We start from the raw sequence: 25,567 nt of genomic DNA, 5'->3' as shown, positions 1-25,567 counted from the left end.
GTTGCCCGGCATTCTCCAGCAAGGCTTTTTTCCAGAGGCCGACTTGCGTCGGATGGACACCGTGTTCTTGGGCTATCTCATTGGCCGTCTTTGTACCTTTGACCGCCTCCAGCGCCACCTTCGCCTTTTGTGCGCCGGTCATCAATTTACGCTTTTTCTCACTCATTTTTATCCACCTGTTTTATGATGGACACCATCTTAAATTATTGTCTGTTTTTATGGGTCCACTATAGGTTCAGTAATTTCCAAATTGTAAATGAATCTAGGTGCAGATAAATAGTCAACTCCCGAACAAATAATATCAATATTTGTCGCCTCATCTAAACTTTTTGGACTGCGAATCAGCAATGAACCATGACTGACATGGTATTCCCATAATTGAAAAGTCCTGCCCAAAAAAGTACGCTGAGTAAGTATTTTTGTATTCATTTGTGTATCCCTCATTTAAACGGATTGGGGACGGTTTTCCCATTTAGCCAAAATTGTAGGGTATCCCAAAATTGGGGGCTTTGTCTTATCGTTAAAAGCTCCCAATCTGTAGCCCCTCCCCTACCTGACGCGGCTCTCTGAATCCCCTGCCAAATATCCACCCCATCTAAGTTAAAATGCACTCCGGTGCGCGGTGAAAAGTAACGGGTAGGTTATAGCGCAAGCCGGATTCGGCATCGAAATACTGGCTGGGGAAACGCAAATTGAAGGTGACTTTGATGCCGTCGCCGTCGGAGTCTTCACTGGCCGAGCAGATGCCATCAATAGTTACTGCCCCCAATACCACTTTGCAGGTAACTGTTTCAGCTTATGCCGGACGCTGTGCGCCCTTTAATAAGCCTCCATAAAATCAATGCAGAAGATACGCACAGCATTACTCTTGGCTGTGGTTTAAAGCTACTGCTTTGATACTGCTCATTCATATCCTTTTGCAGCATAAAGAATGTCGGCGATCATTTTCCAACTGGGCTGGTTGGGAAACTCTCTACCTGTGTTTTTGTATACATTTTCCATTGAATGAACCCATGCCGCCATTGCTTCAAGAAAGAGGTCTAAACGTGTATTTTCCCAATCTTCGGGATTGGACAAAAGGTCATTTCGCAAAGCTTCTACAAATTCGGCCAGTTTCTTGTTACTGTCTACTAAATTAATCTGTTCATGTAAATCCATCATTATTCCCCCTCTATTTCAAACCACCCTTAATGCAAATAAAACATCCAATATTTATCGCCGTAAATTCCCATAAAAATTCTCTCGTCAATTATAGCTACCGGACGACTTTTCAAACAGCAGATGGCTGTTATTGTCGTAAACGTAGCGGATCGCGATACCTGTTTGGATCTTCACCGTCCTATGGCGGACACCATCCTAAGCATAGATGACGCTTGCACCGCTACGCGTATAACGCTTTATTTACCGGACGGCATCGTGTCCATAAGCCCCTACCCGCCTTGTCCGGTCACACAGCCGGAATTATCCTTAGCAACCAAAAGTAGCGTAAAGGTAATGGTTTCATTGCTGCCAACCTACTGATTTTTGGCTCCACCAAACATTGGGCCTTGCTATTACCCTATTTTAAGGTAATTATTAGCCACCCCAATGCAGCCAGCCACGCCGCTACCGATGAGGATTTTATGCTAAAACGCCTGCTCGCCCCTGTGCTCACCTTACTGCTGTTGGTGGGTGTAAGTACGGCGATTTACCTGTCCGTTAAAGAACAAGCCAGCTTACAAGCCCCCGCATTACAAGAGCTGAAAGGGATTATCGGTTCTGAAAAAGAAGACTTTTTCCGTGACCCAGAAACGGTGGCGGCTTTAGCGAAAGCCCCGTGGCATTTACACGTCAGCATCGAAAAATCCGGCTCCCGCGAACTTTCCACCACACAAAACCTTAAAAACCAATACGATTTTGCATTTCCCGCCGGGATTGCCGCCGCCGAAAAGCTCAAGCGCGAGCAAAACGGCAAAAAAGCCGTGCAGCTTTTTTTCAGCCCGATGGTCATCGCCTCATGGCGGCCTATTGCCGACTTGCTGGTCGCCAACCACATCGCCCAGAAACGCGGCGACACTTACTACATCGTCGATATGCTGGCCTTGTTTGGCCTGATTAGCCATGAACAACGCTGGCGTGACTTGCCTGGTAACACCGCCTACCCCGTTAACAAAGCCATCCTGGTCACCACCACTGACTTGCGTACCTCCAACAGCGCCGCGATGTACTTAGCGTTGGCCAGTTACCTCCTCAACGGCAACGCGATTGTCGAAAATACCGCCCAGATTGACAAAATCCTCCCGCAATTGAGCGCGTTATTCTCCCGCCAAGGCTTTACCGAAAACTCCACCGAAATCCCCTTCCAAGATTATTTGACCATGGGCATGGGCAAATCGCCGTTAGTGATGGTGTACGAATCGCAGTTTTTCAGCGAAGCCAATAAAAGTCCCAGTGCCATCACCCCAGAGATGGTCTTGCTCTACCCCGAACCGACCTTATTCAGCAAACATATCCTGATTCCGCTGACCGCCAACGGCGAAACCTTAGCCGCCGCCTTAGAGCAAGACGAAACCTTACAACAAATTGCCCAACGCTACGGTTTCCGCACCGCCCATAGTGCCGCCAACAGCCGCACCGCCGCCCTGCCCAGTTTGGTCAATGTGATAGACGAACCCAGTTATGACATATTGGAAGCGATGATTAACCGAATAACCGCCCGTTAACGCCCTGCCTATCGAGAATCGTTATGACCGACACCGTTAGCCTGACCCCGCCCGAACCCGTCGCGGAAATCGCCGCCACCCAAGCCTTATCCATGGTGCCGGTCTCCAGCGAACAGCACCAGCAACTCGATGCCAAAGCCGCCGATTTTGTCGCCGCCATCCGTGCCGCCGAGGTCAACAGCGACGCGTTTAAAGACAAGCTCAATCTCATCCACACCTTAGGTAGCCAAGAACTCAGGGCAGCGGCTGGCATGTCCAACCGGATGTTGGCAAGGCCTAGCCATAGCCTCAGCAACGGCGGGGTATTTGACGATAAAGCCCCCATCGGCAAAAGCCTGCTGGAATTGCGTAAAACCGTCGAAGCCCTAGACCCTAGCCAGCAAAATTTAGCAGCACCACGCAAATTGTTGGGCGTCATCCCCTTAGGCAATAAGCTCCGGCACTATTTTCTGCAATACCAATCGGCACAAACGCAATTAGATAACATCGTCACGGCGTTATATAACGGGCAAGATGAGCTGCGCAAAGACAATGCGGCCATCGAAACCGAAAAAGCGCACTTGTGGGAGGTTATGGGCAAACTGGAGCAGTACATTTACCTGGGCAAACAATTAAGCGCCGCTCTGATCGCCACTATCCCCACCATAGAACAGCAATCCCCCGAAAAAGCCCGCATCATCAAAGAAGAAATGCTCTTTTACAGCCAGCAAAAAGTCCAAGATATGTTGACCCAACTGGCGGTCAGCGTCCAAGGCTATCTGGCTTTAGACATGGTGCGCAAAAATAACTTAGAACTGATCAAAGGCGTGGACCGGGCAACCACCACCACCTTATCGGCCTTACGCACCGCCGTGATGGTTTCGCAAGCCTTAACCAACCAAAAACTGGTCTTAAACCAAATCCAGGCCTTAAACACCACCACCAGCGATATGATCGCCAGTACCGCGCAACTGTTAAAACGCCAAGCGGGCGACATCGGCAACCAAGCCGCCGACACCACCCTAGAGCTGGACAAACTGAAAGCCGCTTTCGCCAACCTCTACCAAACTATGGACATGATGGCGGATTATAAAACTAAAGCCTTGGCGAATATGCAGCTGACCGTAACCGCCTTATCAACTGAGATCGACAAAGCCAACGTCTATTTGAACCGCAGCCGCTCACAGGACACAACGGCTTGATAACCCGACCCGCTACCCAAAGAGACCGCCCATGAACCTACTGCGCACCGCTTTCCTAACCGGTTGTTTTGGCCTACTGCTCTTAGTGGCGGCTTGCGGCAAACCCACCGAACCTAAGACCGCAACCAACACCTTAACCCTACTGGCGGGTTCCGAACTCAAAGACTTAGAACCGATGTGGGCCAACCTGCAAGAGCAGACCGGGATACACCTGCAAATCACCTATACCGGCACCTTAGACGGGGCGGAAATTCTCAGCGATCCCAAGCAACATTACGATCTGGCGTGGTTTTCTCATGCCAAATACCTCACTCTGATGCAGGAAAAGCAAAAACTCATCCAAGCACAGGAAAAAATCGCTATTTCCCCCGTCATCCCCGCCATTAAAGAAAGTTTGGCAAAAAAATGGGGCTGGCTAGACCATCCGCAAGTGACGTGGACGCAATTGGCGGAAAAAATCCGCTCAGGGCAACTGACTTACGCTATGACCGATCCTGCCGCCTCCAATTCCGGCTTTTCGACGGTCATGAGCGTACAAGCGGCGTTAGCCAATAAGGGTGACGCGCTGACCGCCCAAGATGTCGATGCCGAAAAACTAAAAAGCTTTTTCAGCGGCCATGTCCTTACCGCAGGCAGCAGCGGCTTTTTAAGCAGCCTATTTTTACGCAACCAAGCCCAAGTCGGAGGGATTTTCAATTACGAAGCCGAATTGCTGAAACTTAACCGCAACCCCTTATTGCAAGAAAAGTTGGTGTTGCTCTATCCGCAAGAAGGCACAGTGATTGCCGACTACCCCTTACTGCTCTTAGCCAAAGACCAAGCGGCGAATTATCAAAAACTGGTCGATTACCTCAAGTCCGCCGCCTTCCAACAATGGCTAATGGACACTACCGACCGCCGCCCGGTGAATCCGGCGGTGGCCTTAGGGACGCAATTCCCCAAAGGTTATTTGCTGGACATGCCCTTCCCTAATACCATCGCCACCGTCAACGAAATCCTCTTTGCTTATCTGAACGAACAGCGCCAGCCCAGCCATACTTATTTTGTCTTGGATGTCAGCGGTTCGATGGCTGGCTCAGGCATCGCCGCCCTGCAACAGGCGATGGCAAATTTAGCGGGGGCGGACACGACCTTAACCGGAAAATTCGCCCGTTTCAGAAACCGCGAACAAGTGACCCTGATTACCTTTAACCATCAAGTCCAAGACATCCGCCATTTCACCGTTGATAAAGAAGGCCACGCCCTGCAAGACATCGACGCTTACGTTAATGGCTTAACCACAACAGGCGGCACAGCAATTTTTAGCGCCTTGGATGTTGCATATAAGCAAGCCACCCAAGCCAGAGCCGCCGACCCAAAACGCTTTTACTCCATCGTCCTAATGACCGACGGCCTCAATGAAGACGGTATGAGCTACACCGATTTTGTCCGCCTCTATCAGCAACACGCCAACTCAGCGGCGGCTATCAACACTTTCCCGATTATTTTTGGTAATGCCGACCCTAGCCAATTGCAAGCACTGGCTGCCTTAACGGGCGGGCAAGTATTTGATAGCCGTACCAACTCCTTAGCGGCGGCGTTTAAACAAATTCGGGGTTATCAATAACCATGCGGCGCGTTTTCTTATACATCTACAGCACCGCCAATATCGTCGGCTGCCTATTGGCAAGCGTGGGTTTGTTGGCGTTCTTTGCCGGATTTATCAAAAGCTTTTGGCTGTTTATCGTCCTCGGTTTATACGCCCTAGGCTATTTGCTCACCCCCAAGCCGCACACAATCAGCCTTATCAACAGCAGCGAAAGCCTAGACGAAGACTTAAGCCCCAAACTGGAAGCCTTAGTAAAAAAAATCGGCAAACGGCTACCGCCTAACCTATTAAGCCAAGTCCATAGCATTAAAGCTAAGCTGCTGTTGATTTTACCGAAACTGGCGGCAATGGAAACAGGCGCGTATGACCTGCACGTCATTCGGCAAACCGTGGTGGATTATTTGCCGCAAATGCTCACGGCTTACCTGCAATTGCCGCCAGCTTTCGCCAAACTGCATAAAATGCGCAACGGCAAAACCGCCCAAGAAACCCTCAGCGAACAGCTGGATTTATTAGACGCACAACTCGAACGCATTGCCATCAGCATCACCAGCCAAGATGCCGAAGCCCTGATCGCCCAAGGCGAATTTTTAAAAGCGAAATTCGCCCGGCAGGATGATTGGCTTTAGCTAATGCACCGCAAACAACGGCTCCCCCGCCACTTTATAGCCAGGCTTGGCTAATTTCTCCCGCACCAGCTTATCCACTACCGGCTGGCATTCGGGTTGCTGCAAGGGTTGCCACGCTTGGTGTAACGCAGTAATCAGCTCAGACATCAACGCGTACAGCTTAGGGCGCGTTTGGCTATTTAAATCCGGTACGCCCTCAAACGCGGCGGCATGATGTTGTTGCCATTCGGCAAATAATTGCTTTTGGGTAGCTTTTGACGCGGCAATCTGCGCTTTAAAAAATGTTTCCGACCACGCTTCCGGCAAACCTTCGGCAACCGCCTGCGCTTTTAGCTTGGTGATAATCATCTGCTCGCGGGCACTGTCTTCAATCTCCACCTTTTGGTTCCACTTATACCGCGCCACATCTTCCGCTAATGCCAGCCGTTGCGCCATTAACGACACCACGGCTTCTAAAGGCTGCACACTCTCGCAAAAAGCGACGGCGGCACTGGCCGGACGGATAAATACAGTGGTGGCCAATAAGGCCATAATCATTAAGCGCATAGGGATACCTCTCTAAATAAGGAGAAAGCGGACTAAACCGCAAATTAAAATGTGTCTTTCATCGCCCGCAAGCGGCTAAAAACCGCCAAACTGTCACCGCCGGGCAAACCGGCCGCCTGTTGTAAGGCCGCATTATCGGTGCGTAAAAACGGGTTAGTCGCCAACTCTTCCGCCAAGGTGGACGGCACAGTCGGTTGCCCTACGGCGCGTAATTGCCTGACCCGCACCATTTTGTCTTGCAAGGCTTGATTGCCCGGCTCCACGCTTAAGGCAAAGCGGCCATTGGCCTCGGTATATTCATGGGCACAATATACCCGTGTACTGGCGGGCAGGGTTTTCAGTACCTGCAAAGAGTGCCAAAGCTGGCCGATAGTGCCGTCGAATAACCTGCCGCAACCCATCACAAACAAGGTATCACCGCAAAATAAGGCCTCAGCCTCGGCGATATAATAGCTGATATGGCCGCTGGTATGGCCGTGGGTGGCGATAACTTGTACGCTAGCTTGCCCTAAACCGAAGCGGTCTTGGTCATTCACCGCGTGACTGAGGCCAGGAATCCGCGCCCTGTCCACTGCCGCACCGATAATCTGGCAACCCGTTAAAGCTTGCAAATACAGATTCGCGCCGACATGATCGTGGTGGTGGTGGGTATTGAGGATATGCGTCAACCGCCAACCGCGTTGCGCCAGTGCGTCCAGCACTGGCTGCGCCACCGCCGGGTCGACCACCGCCGTTACCCCGGTTTCCGGCTCATGGAGCAAATAAATATAATTATCGTTTAAAACAGGTAACTGGACGATGCTAAGCATAAGTGTCAACCGATGGGAACTCACATTACTTACAGCCGATGCAAAGGCTGTAATTCGCTAGGTCTTTTGGCGGTCGCTAATTTAGTGCGGGCATTATTTTCGGTGAAAAATTGGAACAAATGCTTACCCTGCCAAGCTTGCGTGCCCCTACCGTATAAGGTCTGATTAAGCAGAATAATTTCATCGCGCAACCGCGCCTCGCACTGGTTAGCAATAGCCCCTAAGGTGTTGGCGTTAAATTGTAGGCTACCCCAAGCCAACAACGCTTTTTGCGCGGCGGCGGCATCATTATCGGCACAGGCGGTACGCAGTTGCTTGACAATATCCCGCAAACGCAACTGCCGGGCCGCTTGCACCTCATCGACAACCGGGACGGGCTTAGCCTTGCCCCGCCACAGATACACCAACGTCACCAGCCACCCCAAGGCCATAAACGCCGCCAGCGACCATGGCAACACTGTGTCGGCTGATGCAGCGGGCGGCAGAGCCGGAGCCGCTACGCTAGGCGTTTGCGCCGCCGATGGCGGAGCGGCAAGCGTAGGCGGGGCAGGTACGCTAGCGGCAGGCGCTTCATTCGCTCCCGCTACGACCGTCAACACAACTTCGGGTAAGGTAGCGACCGCCATTTGCTGAGTTTGGGTGTTAAACCACGGCAAAGTCATTGCAGGCAACACATAACGGCCCGGTTTAGAAGGTATCAAGGCAATTTTTTCTTCCCGCAACGCCACCAAACCATCGGCATTTTTTTGCTCTTTCAAGTTCGGTTGGTCAGGATACGCTTTCAAGTCGGCATTGTTCAAGACTTGGGCCAATTCCGGCAATTGCCCAACGGTTGTGCCTTTGGCCTGAATTTTCAGGGTGCGGGTCAAGGGTTCACCAACGTGCATTTGTGCAGGGTCGCCCGACCAGGTTTCGGTCAGTTCCAATTGCTCGGCGGGCAACCAATGCTGTCCGGCCGCCGCCGCAGGGGCGGCTTTAATATCCAGGCTTACCGCAGGCGATTCCACCCGCTTAGTTTTCGCCACAGGTGGGCTGAAAAAATTATTGTACACCGAACGCCCGGCACTCAGCACCTCGGCGGTGAGCACTAAAGGCTTAACGGTTAAAGTGCCGCTTTTTTGCGCAAATATCGCGTACTTACGCTCAGTAACCGAATAGCCCACCCCATTCACGTCAGTATTGTAATTGGCATCTTCACCGATTTTCTCAATCACCGCATCCGCTAGCTCCGGCTCGGACAATTGCGCCCGAGAAATTTCCACACGGGTATAAACCCGTACCGTGTAAATAATCTGAGCTTGGTTATAGGTTTGTGTTGGGGTGGCTTCAGCGGTCAAAAACAGCTCGTCATTACGCTGAGCATCCGGCGCTTTGGCCTGTTGCTGGACTTGCACAGTCAACGGTGTCGTAACATCTGCGCCAAAATGGATAGCCGGCACTTGGACAGTACCCGCCGTCTTGGCCATGACATTCAATGTCCATTGCAAAACTCGGCTATGCTGGCCATTCACCCATGAGGCGGTACTGCCATGGTTTTGATGGAGTATCGAGAAATCTTGCGCCAAGGGGCTAAAGTCAGGGTCATCATCCGGCTCTTCGGTCGCGGTAAACACAATCTGGAACGAATCATTCAGATTGACCGGATTGCGGTCTACCGTTACCTGAATCTGCGTAGCCCAACTGTACGGCACAACCGCCAGCAAGCACAAGCACAGCAACAAGCGCCCAAGGTGGCGCGGGTTAATCAACAACAGTTTGTTAGCGTTCATCAGGACAAGTCAACAGAGGGGCAAAAAAGAGGGGGACAAATGGATTATAAAGTATATAAAGCCAAATAACCCATAATTCAAGCCAGATCATTGCAGAGCTTGCCTGTAGCCACTCTTATCGGACTGCCCGGATCGGCTAAGGCTAGCCGGACACGCTCAAACCTTATCCACCCACTCATAAAGCTCGGTTAAGGTCGGGTCGCATTTGCAACAACTGCCGCCGCAATCGGCTTCCAAAGACAGCTTACGGACTTTGCCCTTGCTGACCCATTTCGCCAACATGCCGCGCAAAGCATCAGGCTCGACACCGAAATGGTTAACCAAATCCTTTAAGGCCACGCGCCGCTGTTGCTGCAAAAATTCGCGCAATTCCAAAATCATCGCTACGCCTCCTGATGATGGTTTTTATCGGTATGCCTACCCGTCAACCACAGTCCTAACCAGACCAAAGCAAACCCCATCAGCAGGCCGTTAATCCACAGCAAAGAATAAGCCGGATGCTGGGCGTACGTCATCGCCTGATAAAACACCGTCGCCGCCAGATACGCCAAGCCTGTTGTCCAGCACAGCACAAAAATCGTCCAGCCCCGGTTAGTCTCGCGGTAAATCGCGGCGGTGGCGGTTACGCAGGGCGCGTACAATAAAATGAACAGCAAATAGGCAAACGCCCCCGCCTGACCGTCAAAACTGTGCTGCATCGCGGTAAAGGTAGCGGCTTTAACTTCCTGCTCGGCAGCGGCGGCACTCAAATCATCAACCGTGCCGATGTCCAAACCTAACGGGTCTAAGGCATTGTCAGCCACTTTGCGTAAATTTGTCGGGATGGTCAACGCCGCATCAGTTAAAGCCGTCACCAAATCAAACGCCGCTGGCGGAGCCGCCGGGCTACCGCCATCCGCACCCAACTGGCTGTACAGCGCATCTAAAGTACCGACCACCGCCTCTTTCGCTAAAATGCCCGTAAAAATGCCCACCGTCGCTTGCCAATTATCATCACGGATACCCATAGGCGCAAACGCCGGGGTCAAACTGCGGCCTATCGCGCTTAACACCGACTTGTCGCTGTTCTCGCGGCCAAAACTGCCGTCAGTACCGATACTGTTCAGAAAATTCAGCACCAGCACCATCGGCACAATCACCTTACCCGCATTGAGTAAAAACGCTTTCAGCCTATCCCATGTCCTTAAACAGACACCGCTGACGGTCGGCAAATGGTACGCGGGCAACTCCATAATAAACGGCGAGGTTTCGCCTTTAAACAAGGTATGGCGCATAATCAGCCCGGTCATCACCGCCACCGCAATACCCACCAGATATAAGCCGAACACCAAATTCTGCCCACCGACCGGAAAAAACGCAGCGGCAAACAAGGCATACACCGGCAAACGCGCCCCGCACGACATGAACGGGTTCATTAAATTGGTCAGCACCCTATCACGCTGATTTTCCAAAGTACGGGTCGCCATAATGGCAGGGACGTTACAGCCAAAACCGACAATCATCGGCACGAAAGACTTGCCCGGCAAGCCCATCATGCGCATAAACCGATCCATAACAAACGCCGCCCGCGCCATATAACCGGAATCTTCCAGCGCCGACAAAAACAAAAACAAAAACCCGACAATTGGAATAAACGTGGCAACGACTTGCACACCGCTACCGATACCGTGGGTAATCAGTACATTCAGCCATTCAGGCCAGCCCCAACCGGTCAGCACCAACCCCAAACCATCAACCAGTAACGCCCCGACGGTTTGGTCGAAAAAATCGACAAAAGCCGTACCGATATTAATGGTGAACATAAACATGGCGTACATGACCAGCAAAAACACCGGAATGCCTAAAAAACGGTTCAGCACGAAACGGTCGATCATTTCCGTGGTATGGCGGCTAACCTCGTTGATTTTGCAAACGCAGTGCTGGGTCAGTTGATTGACAAAACCGTAGCGGGCATCGGCGGCAAGAATATCAATGTCATCATCCGTCGCGTCGGCAACCCGCGCTTGCAAAGCGGCGACGGCTGGCAACAGAGCCGCCCCGCCGATGGCTTGCGCCAAGGTGTCTTCTTCCAACAAACGCAACGCCAACCACCGCGCATCACAAGGATAAGCATCAGCAGTAGCCTGCACCATAGGCAACAGCTCGCTGACCGCCTGTTCTAAATCAGGGCAATAGGGAATAGCAATATGGGGAATGGGTTGGCTCTGGGCGGCCGCGTTAATGGCGGTTTTTAAAGCGCCAATGCCATGCTTGGCAGAGGCGGTAATAGGGATGACCGGACAGCCTAGCTGTTTGGACAGGGCTTCTATGTCGATTTTAATGCCGCGCCGCTTAACGGCATCCATCATATTCAGCACCAAAACCATCGGCACCCGCATCTCGACCAGTTGCGAGGTCAGATACAGGTTACGCTCAATACTCGATGCATCAATAATATTAATGACCAAATCGGCTTGCCGTGAGGCGACATAATCCCTGGCGACCTTTTCATCCAAAGACACTTGGTCATCGGCAGCCTCTAAGGAATAAGTGCCGGGCAAATCGACCAGCTCAATCAGCTTGCCGTCATGACTATAATCGCCGGATTTTTTTTCGACCGTCACGCCCGGCCAATTGCCGACATGCTGTTTCGCACCCGTCAAGGCGTTAAATAAGGTAGTTTTACCGCAGTTGGGATTGCCGACCACCCCTACCGTAAAATCCGCAGCCATCACATTTTCTCAATCAATAAGATCGCCGCTTCGTCTTTACGCAAGGTCAAAGAAAAACCGCGCAGCTTAATTTCCACCGGGTCGCCCATCGGGGCGAAACGGGTGACGCTAAACGCCGTGCCGGGGGTCAGCCCCATCGCCAGCAAGCGTTTACGATAGGCTTTGCCGGATTGCTCAAAACCGACTATTTTCCCTAAATCACCAACATGAAGATTTTTTAAACTGAGGGCCATAACCGTATCCTTAGAGTGCGTGTGAAAACCGAGGAGAACGAGAAATTATCAATAATCATTCTCATTAATGATCACTATATCACAGATGGCCAGACAGTCAAAAAACCAATGTAAGCGTGTGCTAATAGTCGCCGCCGTCAAACCACTAGCAAACGCCAGCTATTTGTTTAAACGCATATTTATTGATAGCCACCAAGACTTCGGCAGAAAACCTAAGCGTGACTATGTCTGTCAACCCGCGCAAAAACGCCGAGTTTTGGCATAAAAAGCCCTAACAGTATGAATGGGTTTCAAAGGGGAAGCACCGACGGGCGGCGCAGAAGCTAAGCCGGGAAAGAGATTTTAGCGGCTAAATGACGCCGTAACGGCAACAACCGCCGCAAAGAAGACGCTTAAGCACACAGGCTTAAGCGTAAAACACAGATAAAGCAAGGCTTGCACAGCAAAAGATTACCGCAGCCCGTATACCGTGCCGGATCTAGTCGATAATAACGCACTTGTCACGCGAAGCGTCTACGCGGTCACGCAGTTCCTTACCCGGTTTAAAATGCGGCACATATTTTTTTGACAGTGTTACCGACTCGCCCGTTTTCGGGTTACGTCCGACCCGTGGAGGCCGCATGTGCAAAGAAAAACTGCCAAAACCTCTGATCTCGATCCGTTCGCCAGTAGATAATGCCTCATTCATTTTTTCAATGATACATTTAACTGCCAGCTCCACATCCTTCAAAGCAAGATTTGGCTGTTGTTTAGCTAAGGCTTCAATTAATTCGGATTTTGTCACATTCTATCCTATGTTTAAATCCACACCCGTACATCCGATGGGTGAAACGCCACCGATAAAAAAGGTGGGGCAGCTTCTCCGTCAGCGACGAGGTTTACCAAAAACGATAGCGCTGCAAGCGCAGCACTGCCACCTATCAATAATTCCTCTAAAGAGAGAAGTTTCGTTTTATAAATTCGGGGAAAAACCGCAGACGGAAGGCGCATCTTAAAGATGCGCCCCCTGCCTGAAGCTTATTTTTCTATTTGCTTAAAGATGTCAGCAAAAGTCGGTGAACTGCTAACCGGTTGTGCGTGGTCTTTAATGGTATGGGTTTCTTCATCTTGCTCTTTAGCTTTAATGGACAAAGAAATAGATTTGCTCTTTTTGTCTACGCCGATGAATTTGGCTTCTAAAGTATCGCCTTCTTTCAACAGGGTACGCGCATCTTCAACGCGGTCGCGTTGGATTTCGGAAGCCCGCAGATAACCTTCAACGTGGTCGGCCAAAGTGACTACCGCGCCTTTAGCATCGACTTCTTTAATCGTGCCTTTGACTAAGCTGCCTTTTTCATGGGTCGCCAAAAAGTTTTGGAAAGGGTCTTGCTCCAGTTGCTTAATACCTAAAGAGATACGTTCGCGTTCGGAATCAACGGCCAAAATAACGGTTTCCAGCTCATCGCCTTTCTTAAAGTCACGGACTGAGGCTTCGCCGCCTTCTGCCCAAGAAATGTCGGACATGTGCACCAGACCGTCAATACCACCTTCCAGACCAATAAAGATACCGAAATCAGTGATCGATTTGATTTTACCGGAGATTTTGTCGCCTTTGTTATGAGTCGCCGCAAATTCATCCCAAGGATTGGTTTTGCATTGTTTCATACCCAAAGAAATACGGCGGCGTTCTTCGTCGATTTCCAGAACCATAATTTCGACTTCATCGCCTAACTGTACCAGCTTAGAAGGGTTGACGTTCTTGTTAGTCCAGTCCATTTCAGAAACGTGGACCAAACCTTCAACGCCTTCTTCAATCTCAACGAAACAGCCGTAGTCGGTCAAGTTGTTAACTTTACCGAACACGCGGGTGCCGGCTGGGTAGCGGCGGGCAATGTTTTGCCAAGGATCTTCGTTCATTTGCTTCATACCCAAAGACACACGGTTTTTGTCTTTGTCGTATTTCAGAACCTTAACCTTAATTTCTTGGCCAATTTCCACACACTCGGACGGATGACGTACCCGTCTCCATGCCATATCGGTAATGTGCAACAGACCGTCGATACCGCCCAGATCAATGAACGCGCCGTAATCGGTCAGGTTTTTGACCACACCGACCACTGCCGCGCCTTCTTCCAGCGTTTTCAGCAATTCTTCCCTTTCGGCACTGTATTCTTTTTCGACCACAGCACGGCGGGACAGGACGACATTGTTACGTTTTTGGTCAATTTTGATGACTTTAAAGTCAAGGTCGCGGTTTTCCAAGAACGTGGTGTCGCGGATAGGCCGGACATCGACTAATGAACCTGGCAAGAAGGCGCGTAAAGCACCGACAGCAACCGTGAAACCGCCACGGACTTTACCGGTGATACGGCCTACGATAGTCGCTTCTTTTTCAAACGCAGTTTCCAGTTCAGACCACGCTTTATTTTTCTTGGCTTTATCTCGGGAAAGAAGGGTAGCACCTAAACCGTCTTCAAATAAATCCAGGGCGACTTCAATTTCATCGCCGATAGCGACTTCCAATTCGCCATCGTTATTTAGAAATTGCCATTTGGGGATGACACCTTCTGATTTAGAATGGGTGCTGACGATGACCATATCGTTTTCGATGTCAATTACAGTACCCATTAACATGGCACCAGGACTCATTTTGGTTCTGGTTAAACTTTCTTCAAGTAATGCAGCAAAGCTTTCGCTCATTTTCTATTCCCAAGCTGGTCGGAACACCCCAGCCTTAATTGTATATGTTAAGTTAAAAAAACTGCCCAACCCTACTCCGCCCATCCTTAACGGATAAAGTCCAAGATTTGGGTTATCACAGCATCAATTGTTATCTCAGAAGAATCAATAAAAAGCGCGCCGCTCGCCATGCTAAGCGGAGCAGTTGCCCGCTCCCTATCGCGGCGATCGCGTTCTTCTATGTCTTTTGCTAAGCCCATAAGATTAGCATCAATTCCTTTTTCTTTCAACTGTTTATATCGGCGTTCCGCTCTTTTTATGCTACTTGCCGTTAAAAACACCTTATGGGCGGCATCGGGGAAAACCACTGTGCCCATATCTCTGCCATCCGCCACCAATCCTGGCAGCTGTTTGAAATCCTGTTGCTTTTGCAGCAGCACCGCCCGGACTTCCGGCAAGGCCGCGATGATGGACGCGGCATTGCCAGTGGTTTCCAACCCTAACTGCGCCGTTATGTCCAAGCCGTTCAGCTTGACCACCAATTCGTCGCCGCATTCAAACGCCAACACCAGCGCTTGCGCCACGCCAACAATAGCGGCAACATCGTCCAAAGCCACATTTTGTTGTAACACGGCAATCGCCAAAGAGCGGTAAATCGAGCCGCTATCCAGATAATGCCAGCCCAAGCGTTTAGCCAACAGGCGGCTTACCGTCCCCTTGCCCGCACCGCTAGGGCCATCTATGGTCAATACCGGAACCGCCATACTTAAGCTCCGGTGCAGACTAAATCCAACCCTAAAGCCTTAACCAAGTCTTTGAACTCAGGGAAAGAGGTATTGACGTTGGCGCAATCCAAAACAGTAATCGGGGCTTGGGTGCGTAAACCGGCAATGGAGAACGACATGGCAATCCGGTGGTCGCCGTGCGATTCGACCACGCCGCCGCCAATCGGCTTACCGCCTTGAATAACCATACCGTCTGGGGTAGGCTGCGCATCCACGCCCAAAATCAACAAGCCGTCCGCCATCACTTGGATACGGTCAGATTCTTTCACCCGCAACTCTTCCGCCCCACTCAACCGAGTTTGGCCTTGTGCACAGGCAGCGGCGACAAACAGCACCGGGAATTCGTCAATTGCCAACGGCACTAAATGTTCAGGAATATCAATCCCCGTCAACGGGCTGTAAACGACATGCAAATCGGCTACCGGTTCGCCGCCCACTTCACGCTCGTTCAACACCTCAATGTTCGCACCCATTAAGCGCAAAATATCAATCACGCCGGTACGGGTCGGGTTAATGCCGACATGCTTTAACGTCACATCTGAGCCGGGGGCAATAGACGCGCCGACCAAGAAAAATGCCGCCGAAGAAATGTCGCTAGGCACATCAATGTCCATCGCCTTTAAGCTGCCTTCCGCGGAAATCATCGCCGTGCTGCCTTCGCGTGTGACCGGATAAGCAAAGCCCGCCAACATCCGTTCGGTATGGTCACGGGTCGGCGCCGGTTCGGTGACACGAGTTTCGCCCTGCGCATACATGCCCGCCAACAATAGGCAAGACTTCACCTGCGCACTCGCCATCGGCATGGTGTAATCAATCGCAGTCAACTGCCCGGCTTTGCCGGTAATCTGCAAAGGTGCCGTGCCTTGTTCGGTGGTCTTAATATCCGCACCCATTTTCGCCAACGGATCGGTAACGCGCTTCATCGGACGGCCTGATAAGGACTTGTCGCCCGTCAACACCGAATTAAACGGCTGTCCGGCCAACAAACCGCTTAACAAGCGCATCGACGTACCGGAGTTACCCAAATACAGCGCGTTTTTAGGTTCTTTCAAGCCGTGTTTGCCGACCCCGTGGATAGTCACACAACCGTTGCTAGGACCTTCAATCTCCACGCCCATATCCCGGAACGCCTGCAAAGTCGCCAACGCGTCTTCCGCTTCAAGAAAACCCGTGACATGGGTCACGCCTTCCGCTAAAGAGCCAAGCATAATCGAGCGGTGCGACATGGATTTATCGCCAGGAACGCGGGTCTCGCCGCATAGTTTGCCGCCGGGTTGGATAGTAAAGGTGATGGATTTTGACATAGTGGTGTGTGGTTAATGAAAGGGTGGTTAAAAAATTAAAATTGATCTTAAATAGACACTTGGCGTATAAATATCACCCGCCAACATAATGTCTATCCTTGCTCAAACTGGCCGCTCAAACTGCTCCAAAAAACGTTCCCGCGCCGTTTGGGCATAAGCAAACGTGGCAAACAATTGCGCATAATCATCCGCTGCCAGCAGGGCGTGGATCTTTGCCAATTCCGTTCTTAGTTGCTCAATTAAAGGCAAAATCTCCTGTTTATTCGCCGTGCAAATCGCCGCCCACATGGTCGGGTCGCTGGAGGCGATACGGGTAAAATCCTTAAACCCTCCAGCGGCATATTTAAAAATCTCGCTTTGCTCGTCCTTATGCCCCAGCATATCGACCAGTGCGAAGGCCAGAACGTGCGGCAAGTGGCTAGTCGCCGCCAAGACGCTGTCATGGTGTTGCGCATCCATCAGCGACACAACCGAACCTAAGCCCTGCCAAAAAGCCTGGACTTTCGCCAAAGCACCCGCATCGGTGCCTGCCACCGGGGTAATAATCAGGCGCTTATGCGCAAACAAGCCTTCCACCGCCGCCGACACGCCGCTTTGCTCGCCGCCGGCAATCGGATGGGCGGGGACGAGATTATCCGGCACATAACCAAACACCGCTTCTGCCGCCGCCAATACACTGCCTTTGGTGCTGCCGACATCGGTATAAACGGTTTCCGCCGACCAATGCGGCTTCAATAAACCCAGCACCGCCGCCGTGGTCGCCACTGGCGTGGCAATCACCACACAATCGGCATGGGCGACAGCGGCGGCAATGTCGAGATAAAATTCGTCAATCACGCCGAGTTGCTTGGCAAGCTGGAGATTAGCCAAATCTTGGTCACGCCCAAAACCGACAATACGGGCCGCCAAGTTCTGCACCCGCGCCGTTCTGGCGACAGATCCCCCTATCAGCCCTACACCGATAACGCACAGCGTGTTAAACATCACCGCAGGACATCTGCCAAGGCTTGCAAAAACACCGCATTTTCAGCGGCTGTACCAATACTGATACGCAAAAAATTCGGCATTTCATAGTTCGCCACTGGCCTGACAATAACGCCTTTATGCAGCAGGGCATCATAAACAGGCAAACCTTCACGGCCTATATCGACGGCAACAAAGTTACCCGCCGACGGTATCCACGCTAAGCCCAAAGCCTTAAAGCCCTCGGTCAATTGCAGCATCCCTTCGCTGTTATTGCTGATGGTATTATGTAAATGTTCGCTATCCGCCAAGGCCGCTTCCGCTGCCGCCAAAGCTAAGCTGTTATTATTAAACGGTTGGCGGACGCGGTTTAAAATGTCGGCCAGTTCCGGGCTGGACAAGCTGTAACCGACCCGTAACCCTGCTAAGCCGTAAGCTTTAGAGAATGTGCGGGTAATGAGCAAATTAGGGTATTTTTGCAGCCAAGCGATAGAATCGCCTCCCCCCGCTTGCTGGACAAATTCAAAATACGCCTCATCCAACACGCAGATGACCGTCTCCGGCAGGGCGGCAATAAACGCCTCCAGCTCGGCTTGCGCCAACAGCGTCCCCGTCGGGTTGTTGGGGTTGGCGATAAACACCAGCCGTGTTTGCGCAGTGACAGCGGCGGCCATTGCCGCCAAATCATGACCATAATCGCAGGCAGGCACAACAATCGCCGTTGCTCCGACCGCTTGAGTCACTAAAGGATAAACTGCAAACGCATGTTGCGAGAACACCACAGCCAGTTCAGGAGTCAGAAACGCCCGCGCCACCAATTCCAAAATCTCATTAGAACCATTGCCCAACGTGATTTGGCTGGCATCTAAGCCGTACTTTGCCGCCAGAGCCTGCTTTAAATGAAAACCACTACCGTCAGGGTATAAGGCCAAATCGGCGAGTGCCGCCTGCATTGCCGTCACCGCCTTGGGGCTAGGACCTAAAGGATTTTCATTAGAGGCCAGTTTAATAATCTGCGTCAAACCCAACTCGCGTTCCAACTCTTCAATCGGTTTTCCGGCTTTATAAGGGATGAGTTTTTGCACACCCGCAACAGCGAGTTGGTAAATAGTCGGTTTGTTCATGACGTAAATAAAATCGGTGATAATTCAATTAGTGGGCAAATATTTCGGCCAAGTCGATGGCCAGATCCGGGAATAGCCAAGGTGCCGCCTGATCATACCGGGAAAACATGGCGGTTAACTGATATTTTTCTGTCGTTTCGTCCAACACAAATTGCGATACGGTCGCCTCGTAGGGATACACCAGCCAATACTCTTTCACCCCCGCTTCCTGATAGAGCTGGAATTTAGTTTGGGTGTCTTTTTGCGCCGTACTTTTGGACAAAATCTCAATAATCCAGTCGGGCGCTCCCAAGCAGCCTTTAGGGTCAAGCTTACCGCCATCGCAGACCACACATAAATCCGGCTGCACTACGGTATAAATGTCTTGGTTAGCGACCAACGACTTTTTTCGGTCATATAGGCGCACATCAAAAGGGGCATGGAATGCTTGGCAAGGCTTACCTTTCAAATACCCGCCTATCTCCACCAGCAAATTCTTAGAAATCCGCTGATGGCGCAAGTTCGGAGCCGGACTCATCAGCGACACTTTACCGCGCAACAATTCGACCGCCTCATCAAACCGCCACGTCAGATAATCAGCATAGGAGTAAGTGCGGCCTAAATCTAATTGCGAAAAGTGGCTTATTTTGCTCATGCCCCTAAAAAACCGCTTTCGGATAAGAGCCTAATATTTTCAACATATTCACCTTATCGCGTAAAGATATTAGGGCTTGCGCCACCGCACTGTCATTGGCATGGCCTTGAATATCAATAAAAAACACATAATCCCACAACCCTTGATGCGATGGCCTGGACTCGATATTCACCATATCCACGCCAAATGTCGCGAACGGCTCCAGCATCCGGTGTAAAGCCCCCGGCTTATTGCCTGTCGAAACCACCAGCGAAGTTTTATCCTTACCTGTCGACGTGGAAATTTGCTGGCCAACAATAATAAAGCGCGTGGTATTGTTGGCAATATCTTCAATATTTTTTTCGATGACAGGCAACTGATACACCTCAGCGGCGGCAATCCCGGCAATGGCGGCCACCCCTTTATTCGCCGCCGCCAGCCGCGCCGCTTCGGCATTGCTGTTGACCGCCGCCCGCTGCGCGTGGGGCAAATGCTTATCCAACCATTGCCGACATTGCGCCAAAGATTGCTGATGCGAATACACCGTCGTAATGTCGGCCAGATTTTCCGCCAAACTTAACAGGTTTTGATGCACCCTGATTTCCACCTCGCCGCAAATTTTCAACGGCGACACCAACAAGCGGTCTAAAGTATGGCTAATCACCCCTTCCGTAGAGTTTTCTACCGGCACCACCCCAAACGGGCATAACTGGGTTTCGACCGCATTAAAAATTTCATTAATCGTGGCGACCGGCACCGTTTTCACCGCATGGCCAAAATGCTTGAACGCCGCCTGCTGGGTAAATGTACCTTCCGGCCCCAAAAAAGCCACTTCCAGCGGTTTTTCCAACGCCAAACAAGCGGACATAATTTCCCGGAAAAAACGGATCGCCGTTTCATCCGGCAAAGGGCCTTGGTTCAATTCTTGAATCCGCCGCAACACCAAAGACTCGCGGTCAGGCCGATAAAACGTCCCCTGCTCGCCCTGGGCCATTTTTGTCCTGGCGACTTCCTGCGCACATTTCGCCCGCTGATTCAGCAAGTCCAGCATCTGCGCATCCAGCGCGTCGATTTTTTCCCGAAGTTCAGCAAGTGGCGTAATGGCGGTCATAGCGGCGTTATCCTGTAAACAATTAATGGCTGCGTTCAAATTCCGCCATAAAGGCGATCAACGCTTCCACACCCGCATCCGGCATAGCATTGTAAATACTCGCCCGCATCCCACCGACTGAGCGGTGGCCTTTCAGCTCATACAAACCCTGCGCTTCGGCAGCACTGATAAACGCCTTATCCAGCCCATCATCCGCTAAAATAAACGGCACGTTCATCCGCGAACGGTAAGGAATGGCGACCGGATTATGGTATAAGGCCGATTGGTCGATAGCCTGATACAGTTTTGCCGCCTTAGCGATATTGCGTTGCTCTATCGCGGCGACCCCGCCTTGCGCTTGCAACCATTTCAATACCAAGCCGACCAGATACCAATTATAAGTGGCGGGCGTGTTGAGCATGGACTGGTTTTTCGCCTGTTCGGCGTAATTAAACACCGACGGCGTAGTTTTAGGGGCATGGCCGATTAAATCATCGCGGACGATAACAATCGTCACACCCGACGGCCCCATATTCTTCTGGGTTCCGGCATAAATTAGGCCGAATTGGCTAATATCGACCGGGCGCGACAGAATATTAGACGACATATCCGACACCAAAGGCAGGCCTTTACTGTCAGGAATATCAGGAAACTCCACACCGTGGATCGTTTCGTTAGACGTGTAATGCAAATAAGCCGCATCACTGTCGATGAGCCAAGTGGCAGGTTCCGGTACATGCGAATAATGCTCCGCCTCGGAACTGGCCGTAAGGACAACCTCACAATAATTTTGCGCATCACTGACGGCTTTTTCCGACCACGCCCCGGTCTTGATATAACAAGCCTTCGTCTTGCCGTTTAACAGGTTTTGCGGGATTAAAGAGAACTGCGCCGACGCGCCGCCCTGTAAAAACAACACCTTATAGTTATCAGGAATCGCCAACAAACTCCGCAGATCACTTTCCAGCTCTTCGGCGATAATGGCGAAATGCTTACCCCTATGGCTCATTTCCATCACCGACATGCCGCTGCCCCGCCATTCCAACAGCTCTTGTTGAGCTTGCAGCAACACCGATTCCGGCAAAGTGGAAGGGCCGGCACTGAAATTGTAAACTCTGGACATTAGGATTCTCTTTGTATTTAGATGTGTATTTTATAAACCCAGTGCAATCATAGCAGAACTGCCAATAGGCTAACGCCTGCTTATTCATCAATGGAAAGAATGGCTTAATAGCAAAAGACAACACCCCTTACCAGGATGCCGTCCTTTTAGTCTACCAATCCTGCTTTAAGAAGCGTCATCCTCAACATCCGCCTGATCAGCGTCTTCATCGACCCCATCATCCATCGCTTCCGCATCGCCGTCCAATAGCTCTTCTTCCGACTCTTCCGATTCCTCGCCCGCCAACCCGGCAATCCTATCCACGCCAATAACTTTTTCGCCTTTATCCAAACGGATAATGGTCACACCTTGGGTGTTTCTGCCGACCACCGAAATACCATCGACACGGGTGCGCACCAGCGTACCGCCGTCGCTGATCAGCATAATCTCATCATTATCGTTAACCAACACCGCCCCGACCACCGCACCGTTACGGTCAGAAGTCTGGATTGCAATCAGACCTTGGCCACCGCGCTTATGGCAAGTGAATTCTTCCAGCTTGGTGCGTTTGCCGTAGCCATTTTCGGTAATGTTCAGCACTGTACCTTCGGTGGCGATAATTAAGGAAATAACCTTATGGCCGTCTTGCACCCGCATTCCGCGTACCCCGGAAGCCGTCCGGCCCATGGAGCGGACATCGGTTTCGTTAAAGCACACGGCTTTACCGGAACTACAGAACAACAGCACATTTTGCTGCCCGTCCGTCACCGCGACACCGACCAAGGTATCTTCTTCGCGCAAATCAATGGCGATTTTGCCGGTGCTGCGTTGGCGTTCAAACTCATTTAACGGAGTCTTTTTTACCGTCCCCGCCGAAGTCGCCATAAAAATAAACTTATTGTCGCTAAACTCACGGATCGGCAATAAGGCGTTAATCTTTTCACCCTGCTCCAACGGCAACAAATTAACAAACGGCTTACCCCGCGCCGCGCGGCTAGCAACCGGCAATTGGTACACTTTCAGCCAATACACCTTACCCAAAGACGAGAAACACAAAATCGTATCGTGAGTATTAGCGACAATGAGCTTGTCGATAAAATCAGTCTCTTTCATCGCTGTCGCCGACTTGCCGCGCCCGCCACGCTTTTGCGCCTTATAATCGCTTAAAGGCTGGGATTTGACATAGCCTTCATGCGACATCGTCACCACCCTGTCCTCTTCGGTAATCAAATCGCCATCCGACAAATCCAACTGGTTCTGGACGATTTCGGTACGGCGCTGATCGGCATACTGTTCTTTAATCGCCGCCAGCTCTTCCCTGATGATTTCCATCAGGCGGCTATCGTTAGCGAGGATATACAGATAACCATCGATTTGCAGCAGCAGTTCTTTATATTCGCCGACAATCTTATCTTGCTCAAGTCCGGTCAGACGATGCAAACGCAAATCCAAAATGGCTTGCGCCTGGGTTTCGGTCAGCTGATACTGACCGCCGTGGATACCAAATTCTATCGGCAAATCCTCAGGCCGTGAGCGGTCGGCATCGGCGGCTTCCAACAAGGATGCCACCAAACCGGCATTCCAAACCTTAGCCAGCAAACCGTCTTTGGCTTCTTCACGGCTGGAAGAGGTTTTGATCAGCTCGATCATTTCGTCGATATTCGCCAAAGCGACCGCCAGACCCTCCAAAACATGCGCCCGTTCGCGGGCTTTACGCAACAGGTACAGCGTCCGGCGGGTGATAATTTCCCGGCGATGGTCAATAAAGGCAGCAATAATCTCCTTTAAGTTCATGCAATGCGGGCGGCCATCCAACAACGCCACCATATTGATACCGAATACGGTTTCAAACTGGGTTTGTTTATAGAGGTTATTCAGCACCACATCCGGCACTTCACCGCGTTTGAGCTCAATCACCATACGCATTCCATCCTTATCGGACTCATCGCGCAGACCGGAAATGCCGTCAATCTTGCCTTCCTTAATCAGCTCGGCGATTTTTTCCAGCAACCGGGCCTTGTTGACTTGATACGGCAACTCGGTCGTAATAATGGCTTGGCGGCTACTGTCGCCAATATCTTCAAAATGGCAACGGGCGCGTAAATAAATTTTGCCACGGCCTGTCGTATAAGCGCTGTAAATGCCGGACGCACCGTTAATAATAGCCGCTGTCGGGAAATCAGGGCCGGGGATATGCTGCATCAGTTCCTGCACCGTCACATCGGGATTATCGCACACCGCCAAACAGGCACTGATGACCTCACCCAAATTATGCGGCGGGATATTGGTCGCCATACCCACAGCGATACCCGAAGAACCGTTGACCAACAAAGTCGGCAAGCGGGTCGGCAGCACTTGTGGCTCGGATTCCGACTCGTCATAGTTAGGGATAAAATTGACGGTTTCCTTATCAATATCCGCCAATAATTCATGGGCGATTTTTGCCATGCGCACTTCGGTGTACCGCATGGCGGCAGGCGCGTCACCATCGACCGAACCGAAGTTGCCCTGCCCGTCAATCAACATATAGCGCATCGAAAACGGCTGCGCCATACGCACCATGGTGTCATAGACAGCGGTATCGCCGTGCGGGTGGTATTTACCGATGACATCACCGACAATACGCGCAGACTTCTTATAGGGCTTGTTCCAGTCATTGCCCAACTCGCTCATGGCATACAGCACACGGCGATGCACGGGCTTAAGGCCATCACGGACATCTGGAAGGGCACGGCCTACGATAACGCTCATGGCGTAATCAAGATAGGACTGTTTCATCTCGTCTTCGAGATTAACGGAGATAATTTCTTTAGCGAAGTTTGACATTGATCCCTATATAAACATAAACGCCGGATAACCAAAGATACCGACCGGTTTTTTTAACGGCTAAGCCACCTGAATGTCCACAAACACCCACACAATCCTTGGCGTGAATGTCCAAACACATCGTAACAAGCCCACTATTATAGCAAATAGCGGACAGGGAGTCGAAACCGTTATGGGTGTATATCCAGGCCATTTATAATGGCTGTTTTCTTGAAAAACTCCCTATAACACCATGGCCATCCTATTATTTTCCTTACGCGGCGTACCCGATGACGAGGCTTACGAAGTGCGCGGGCTACTGACCGAACAGCAGATCGATTTTTATGAAACCTCAGCAGGAAATTGGGGCATTTCCATGCCTGCCCTTTGGCTAAGAGACCACGCCCAATTGGCACAGGCCCGCGAATTACTCGCTAATTACCAACAGCAACGTTTTTTGGCGGCACGGGAAGCCTATCTGCAAGCCAAGCAAACGGACGGACAGGCTGTGCCCACGGGTGTTAAGGACTATCTGCGGCGCGGCCTCTACTGGCTAGGCAGCCTACTGGTCGCTTATATTTCGGTGAAATGGGTGTTAGAACTGGGGGGATGGTAAAAAGCCACTACGGATGGGGTCGCGGGCATCTTGCCCGCCCATGATTCCGTTGTAAAGCCGAAGGGGGCGGCTCTTTGGCTCCACTCAGGGACCCAGAAGCGGGGCCGGACACGCTGTGCTGCAATGGAACGCCGACTTAATTTTATGCACGATCCTAACAAGCGGCAAAACCGCAGGCAAAAAAAAGCCCCAACCGTCAGGTTGGGGCCTCGTTTTGGGAGCTTGGCGATTCCCTACTTTCGCATGGCAAACTGCCACACTATCATCGGCGCTAAGCGGTTTCACTTCCGAGTTCGGGATGGGGTCGGGTGGTTCACGCTCGCTATGGTCACCAAGCAA

At 51.3% G+C, this 25,567-nt stretch carries 25 protein-coding genes and 1 rRNA gene; 5 read left to right on the top strand and 21 right to left on the bottom strand.

All coding sequences use genetic code 11. The features are described 5' to 3' along the window. The 4 genes from AADEFJLK_RS19465 to AADEFJLK_RS19460 form a co-directional block, all read right to left on the bottom strand. On the bottom strand, positions 1-166 hold a 166-nt coding region (locus AADEFJLK_RS19465), incomplete at its 3' end, for a transposase (protein WP_249028094.1). Between the two features lie 50 nt (positions 167-216). Then, on the bottom strand, positions 217-429 hold the full coding sequence (locus AADEFJLK_RS24140; RefSeq protein ID WP_146054670.1) for a hypothetical protein: 213 nt from the start codon (positions 427-429) through the stop codon (positions 217-219). A 166-nt stretch (positions 430-595) separates the two neighbouring features. After that, positions 596-769, bottom strand: a complete 174-nt coding sequence (locus AADEFJLK_RS24730) for a hypothetical protein (protein WP_157679320.1) — start codon at positions 767-769, stop codon at positions 596-598. A 134-nt stretch (positions 770-903) separates the two neighbouring features. Further along, positions 904-1,161 (bottom strand): DUF7660 family protein, encoded by a 258-nt coding sequence (locus AADEFJLK_RS19460; RefSeq protein WP_211299273.1) that lies wholly within the window; start codon positions 1,159-1,161, stop codon positions 904-906. Between the two features lie 386 nt (positions 1,162-1,547). Between AADEFJLK_RS19460 and AADEFJLK_RS19455 the strand changes: the two genes are divergently transcribed. The 4 genes from AADEFJLK_RS19455 to AADEFJLK_RS19440 are packed head-to-tail and all read left to right on the top strand — an operon-like array spanning position 1,548 to position 6,100. Next, the gene (locus AADEFJLK_RS19455) at positions 1,548-2,702 is read left to right on the top strand and encodes a substrate-binding domain-containing protein (RefSeq protein ID WP_103975445.1); all 1,155 of its coding nucleotides are present in this window, start codon (positions 1,548-1,550) and stop codon (positions 2,700-2,702) included. A 23-nt stretch (positions 2,703-2,725) separates the two neighbouring features. Next, positions 2,726-3,883 carry a toxic anion resistance protein gene (locus AADEFJLK_RS19450; RefSeq protein WP_103975444.1) on the top strand — a complete coding sequence of 386 codons (1,158 nt, stop codon included), beginning with the start codon at positions 2,726-2,728 and terminating at the stop codon, positions 3,881-3,883. A gap of 31 nt (positions 3,884-3,914) precedes the next feature. Then, entirely contained in the window at positions 3,915-5,489 is a 1,575-nt protein-coding gene (locus AADEFJLK_RS19445; protein WP_103975443.1) for a VWA domain-containing protein, read from the top strand. Between the two features lie 2 nt (positions 5,490-5,491). Next, entirely contained in the window at positions 5,492-6,100 is a 609-nt protein-coding gene (locus tag AADEFJLK_RS19440; protein WP_103975442.1) for a hypothetical protein, read from the top strand. Here the strand turns inward: AADEFJLK_RS19440 and aroQ are convergent, their stop codons facing one another. The 16 genes from aroQ to gyrA form a co-directional block, all read right to left on the bottom strand. Beyond that, positions 6,101-6,646: a gamma subclass chorismate mutase AroQ gene (gene aroQ / locus AADEFJLK_RS19435; protein ID WP_103975441.1), complete on the bottom strand. Its 546-nt coding sequence runs from the start codon at positions 6,644-6,646 to the stop codon at positions 6,101-6,103. Positions 6,647-6,690: 44 nt separating this feature from the next. Next, positions 6,691-7,455 (bottom strand): hydroxyacylglutathione hydrolase, encoded by a 765-nt coding sequence (gene gloB, locus AADEFJLK_RS19430; RefSeq protein WP_103975440.1) that lies wholly within the window; start codon positions 7,453-7,455, stop codon positions 6,691-6,693. A 29-nt stretch (positions 7,456-7,484) separates the two neighbouring features. Further along, the gene (locus tag AADEFJLK_RS19425; RefSeq protein ID WP_103975439.1) at positions 7,485-9,224 is read right to left on the bottom strand and encodes a BatD family protein; all 1,740 of its coding nucleotides are present in this window, start codon (positions 9,222-9,224) and stop codon (positions 7,485-7,487) included. A 156-nt stretch (positions 9,225-9,380) separates the two neighbouring features. Then, a complete protein-coding gene (locus AADEFJLK_RS19420; RefSeq protein ID WP_088620320.1) occupies positions 9,381-9,605 on the bottom strand; it encodes a FeoC-like transcriptional regulator in 225 nt (74 codons plus the stop codon). 2 nt (positions 9,606-9,607) lie between these two features. Further along, entirely contained in the window at positions 9,608-11,935 is a 2,328-nt protein-coding gene (feoB, locus tag AADEFJLK_RS19415; RefSeq protein WP_103975438.1) for a Fe(2+) transporter permease subunit FeoB, read from the bottom strand. Next, positions 11,935-12,168, bottom strand: coding sequence for a FeoA family protein (locus tag AADEFJLK_RS19410; RefSeq protein WP_088620322.1), 234 nt, complete (start codon positions 12,166-12,168; stop codon positions 11,935-11,937). Before AADEFJLK_RS19410 ends, feoB begins: the two co-directional genes overlap by 1 nt. Positions 12,169-12,646: 478 nt before the next feature. Then, positions 12,647-12,952, bottom strand: coding sequence for an integration host factor subunit beta (locus AADEFJLK_RS19400; RefSeq protein ID WP_088620324.1), 306 nt, complete (start codon positions 12,950-12,952; stop codon positions 12,647-12,649). A gap of 233 nt (positions 12,953-13,185) precedes the next feature. Next, the gene (rpsA, locus tag AADEFJLK_RS19395) at positions 13,186-14,847 is read right to left on the bottom strand and encodes a 30S ribosomal protein S1 (protein WP_088620325.1); all 1,662 of its coding nucleotides are present in this window, start codon (positions 14,845-14,847) and stop codon (positions 13,186-13,188) included. Positions 14,848-14,933: 86 nt separating this feature from the next. Further along, complete coding sequence (gene cmk, locus AADEFJLK_RS19390) at positions 14,934-15,590, bottom strand: (d)CMP kinase (protein WP_088620326.1); 657 nt, start codon at positions 15,588-15,590, stop codon at positions 14,934-14,936. A 2-nt stretch (positions 15,591-15,592) separates the two neighbouring features. Next, on the bottom strand, positions 15,593-16,915 hold the full coding sequence (gene aroA / locus AADEFJLK_RS19385) for a 3-phosphoshikimate 1-carboxyvinyltransferase (protein WP_103975436.1): 1,323 nt from the start codon (positions 16,913-16,915) through the stop codon (positions 15,593-15,595). Between the two features lie 102 nt (positions 16,916-17,017). After that, positions 17,018-17,899, bottom strand: a complete 882-nt coding sequence (locus tag AADEFJLK_RS19380; RefSeq protein ID WP_103975435.1) for a prephenate dehydrogenase — start codon at positions 17,897-17,899, stop codon at positions 17,018-17,020. Continuing rightward, positions 17,899-19,002 carry a histidinol-phosphate transaminase gene (gene hisC, locus AADEFJLK_RS19375; protein WP_103975434.1) on the bottom strand — a complete coding sequence of 368 codons (1,104 nt, stop codon included), beginning with the start codon at positions 19,000-19,002 and terminating at the stop codon, positions 17,899-17,901. Before hisC ends, AADEFJLK_RS19380 begins: the two co-directional genes overlap by 1 nt. A gap of 28 nt (positions 19,003-19,030) precedes the next feature. Beyond that, the gene (locus AADEFJLK_RS19370) at positions 19,031-19,636 is read right to left on the bottom strand and encodes a Uma2 family endonuclease (protein ID WP_103975433.1); all 606 of its coding nucleotides are present in this window, start codon (positions 19,634-19,636) and stop codon (positions 19,031-19,033) included. 4 nt (positions 19,637-19,640) lie between these two features. Next, on the bottom strand, positions 19,641-20,726 hold the full coding sequence (gene pheA, locus AADEFJLK_RS19365) for a prephenate dehydratase (protein WP_088621663.1): 1,086 nt from the start codon (positions 20,724-20,726) through the stop codon (positions 19,641-19,643). 22 nt (positions 20,727-20,748) lie between these two features. Then, positions 20,749-21,828, bottom strand: coding sequence for a 3-phosphoserine/phosphohydroxythreonine transaminase (gene serC, locus AADEFJLK_RS19360; protein WP_103975432.1), 1,080 nt, complete (start codon positions 21,826-21,828; stop codon positions 20,749-20,751). A gap of 165 nt (positions 21,829-21,993) precedes the next feature. Next, complete coding sequence (gyrA, locus tag AADEFJLK_RS19355; protein ID WP_103975431.1) at positions 21,994-24,633, bottom strand: DNA gyrase subunit A; 2,640 nt, start codon at positions 24,631-24,633, stop codon at positions 21,994-21,996. A gap of 232 nt (positions 24,634-24,865) precedes the next feature. Here gyrA and AADEFJLK_RS19350 point away from each other — a divergent pair, with 232 nt between their 5' ends. Next, positions 24,866-25,228 (top strand): DUF6164 family protein, encoded by a 363-nt coding sequence (locus tag AADEFJLK_RS19350; protein WP_088620331.1) that lies wholly within the window; start codon positions 24,866-24,868, stop codon positions 25,226-25,228. Positions 25,229-25,448: 220 nt separating this feature from the next. Here the strand turns inward: AADEFJLK_RS19350 and rrf are convergent. Then, positions 25,449-25,564, bottom strand: a 5S ribosomal RNA gene (gene rrf, locus AADEFJLK_RS19345). Positions 25,565-25,567 lie beyond the last annotated feature (3 nt).

This window comes from Methylovulum psychrotolerans (assembly GCF_002923755.1).
In the GTDB taxonomy this organism is placed as follows: domain Bacteria; phylum Pseudomonadota; class Gammaproteobacteria; order Methylococcales; family Methylomonadaceae; genus Methylovulum; species Methylovulum psychrotolerans.
This window is presented reverse-complemented; position numbering and strand designations above follow the sequence as displayed.